Annotated in this window: 3 protein-coding genes; all 3 read left to right on the top strand. The window is 71.2% G+C overall.

Features of this window, described 5'->3' with window-relative positions:
• The coding region (locus tag M4J07_RS47515; RefSeq protein WP_255983595.1) for an acetoacetate decarboxylase family protein at positions 1–328 on the top strand (328 nt) is incomplete at its 5' end.
• A 32-nt stretch (positions 329–360) separates the two neighbouring features.
• Entirely contained in the window at positions 361–1,851 is a 1,491-nt protein-coding gene (locus M4J07_RS47510; RefSeq protein ID WP_255983593.1) for an aldehyde dehydrogenase, read from the top strand.
• On the top strand, positions 1,844–2,721 hold an 878-nt coding region (locus tag M4J07_RS47505; RefSeq protein WP_255983591.1), incomplete at its 3' end, for a 3,4-dihydroxyphenylacetate 2,3-dioxygenase. The genes M4J07_RS47510 and M4J07_RS47505, both read left to right, overlap by 8 nt.

The raw sequence follows: 2,721 nt of genomic DNA, 5'->3' as shown, positions 1-2,721 counted from the left end.
GCGCCTGGCCCAGGCCGTGGTCACCCTGCGCGAACCGTCCGAGACCAACGGGTTCGTCAACGCCCACCCGATGGCCCACCACCGCTGGCTGCCCTCCATCGAGAAGGGCAAGGGCCTCGCCCTCGACGAGCTGATCGAGACCGGCGCCGCCTCCTTCGAGGGCGGTCAACCCTGGGTCGGCGACGCCGAGTTGGAGCTGTTCGAGGCGCCCACCGAGGAGCTGGCCCGGCTCGAGATCCGCGAGCCGATCGGCGCCTACTACCGCCAGGTCGGCGTCGTCTGGGACGGCGGCCGGCTGCTCGAATCGCACACGTCCGGCGCCGAGTGACCCCGCCCCACCGACCAACAGGAGCCTGACAGATGACCGAGCACACCCTCACGGTCGCCGGGGTCGCCGTCGACACCCGGCACTGGATCGGCGGCCGACGCGTCGCCTCCGCCGGCACGTTCACCGACGTGTCGCCCATCGACGGCAAGGCCATCGGCGCGATCTCGCGGGGCACCCCGGCCGAGGCCGCCGAGGCCGTCGCCGCCGCCAAGGCCGCCTTCCCCGGCTGGGCCGCCACCCCGCGCGCCGAACGCGCCCGCATCCTGCACGCCGTCGCCGACGGCGTCGAGAAGCGCCTCGAAGAACTCGCGATCGTCGAGACCACCGACAACGGCGCCCTGCTGCGCTCGCACCGCCGCGGCGTCATGCCGCGCGTCGCGCACAACTTCCGGTTCTTCGCCGACTGGCTGCTCACGCTCGACCACGAGGACTTCGACACCTATCCATCAGGCGGCTCCGCCGCCGGGCGCGGCCACACCAACCACGTCAGCTGGGACCCGGCGGGCCCCTGCGTGCTCATCACGCCGTGGAACGCGCCGCTGATGATGGCGTCGTGGAAGGTCGCCCCGGCGCTCGCCGCCGGCAACACCGTGGTCCTCAAGCCCGCCGAGTGGACCCCGCTGACCGCCTCGCTGCTCGCCGACATCACCGCGGAGGCCGGACTGCCCGCAGGCGTCCTCAACATCGTGCAGGGCTACGGCTCCGAGATCGGTGACGCGCTGACCTCGCACCCGGACGTCCGCCGCATCAGCTTCACCGGCTCGGTGCCCACGGCCAGGCACATCGCCGCCTCATCCGCCCCGAACCTCACTCCCACCAGCTTCGAACTCGGCGGCAAGTCACCGCTGTTGGTGTTCGCCGACGCCGATCTCGACCTGGCCGTCGACCTCGCCGTCGAGCAGTACGACAACGCGGGCCAGGTCTGCCTCGCCGCGACCCGCATCCTCGTCGAGGAGCCGATCGCCGAGGAGTTCACCCGCCGGTTCACGGAGAAGGCCGCCGGGCTGACCCAGGGCGACCCGCGCGACGAGGCCACCGACGTCGGCCCCAACATCCACCCCCGCCAGCTGGAGAAGATCGACGGCTTCGTGCGGCGGGCCGTCGCGGCCGGCGCCCGTACCGTCATCGGCGGCCACCCGGGCGACGGCCAGTACTACGCCCCGACGCTCCTCACCGACGTCGCCCAGGACTCCGAGATCGTGCAGGAAGAGGTCTTCGGCCCCGTCCTGACCCTCCAGACCTTCCGCGACGAGGACGAGGCCGTCCGCCTGGCCAACGACACCCGCTTCGGCCTGGCCGCCACCCTCGCCACCGGCGACCACGAGCGCGCCGACCGCGTCACCGCGCAGCTCGTCGCGGGCACGGTCTGGGTCAACTGCTTCTTCGTCCGCGACCTCCAGGCCCCCTTCGGCGGCTCGCGCGAGTCCGGCGTCGGCCGCGAGGGCGGGACCTGGAGCTTCGACTTCTACTGCGACCTCAAGAACACCGTCACCGCCCCGAAGGGATGGAAGCACCATGGGTGAGATCGTCGGGGCGGGCCTGCTCGCCCACGTCCCCACCATCGTGCTGCCCGAGGAGACCCGCCTCGAACTGAACGAGGGCAAGGAGATCACCCTCGTCACGGGGCTCCGGGAACTCCGCAAGGAGGTCTTCGAACGCGAGGGCCCGGACAGTTACGACACCGTCGTCGTCCTGGACTCGCACTGGGCCACGACCGTCGAGTTCGTCGTCACCGGGCAGGACCGCCGCGCGGGCCTGTTCACTTCCGAGGAGCTGCCGCGCGGCATGTGCCGCATGCCCTACGACTTCCCCGGCGATCCCGAACTCGCCGCGAACATCGCGAAGTCCGCCGACCGGCACGGCACCTGGATCACCGCGATCGACGACGCCTACCTGCCGATCTACTACGCCACCATCAACCTGTGGAAGTACCTCGGCGAAGGACTGCCGGACAAGCGGTGGGTGACCATCGGCGTCTGCCAGACCGGCGACATGGAGGACCACCTGCGCCTGGGCCGGGCCCTCGCCGACGGGATCGCCGCCACTCCCGGCCGCCGCGTCCTCGTCATCGCCTCCGGCGCGCTGTCGCACACCTTCTGGCCGCTGCGCGAACTGCGCGACCACGAATCCAGCGACCCGGCGCACATCTTCACCGCCGAGGCCCGCGAGGCCGACCTGGAACGCATCGCCTGGTTCAAGGAGGGCCGTCACGACAAGGTCCTCGACACCATGGACGAGTTCGGGAAGTACAAACCCGAGGCGAAGTTCTTCCACTACCTGATGATGGCGGGCGCCCTCGGCGAGCAGGCCTGCACCGCCAAGGGGCGTCAGTACGGCGCGTACGAGAACTCCATCGGCACCGGTCAGGTCCACCTCTGGTTCGACCGCCCGGC

The sequence above is a fragment of the Streptomyces longispororuber genome (assembly GCF_024448165.1).
Classification (GTDB): domain Bacteria; phylum Actinomycetota; class Actinomycetes; order Streptomycetales; family Streptomycetaceae; genus Streptomyces; species Streptomyces longispororuber_A.
This window is presented reverse-complemented; position numbering and strand designations above follow the sequence as displayed.

Bases quoted from the DNA above. Each gene is read 5' to 3' on its own strand.
- M4J07_RS47510 (WP_255983593.1), top strand. From the start codon at position 361: ATGACCGAGCACACCCTCACGGTCGCCGGGGTCGCCGTCGACACCCGG.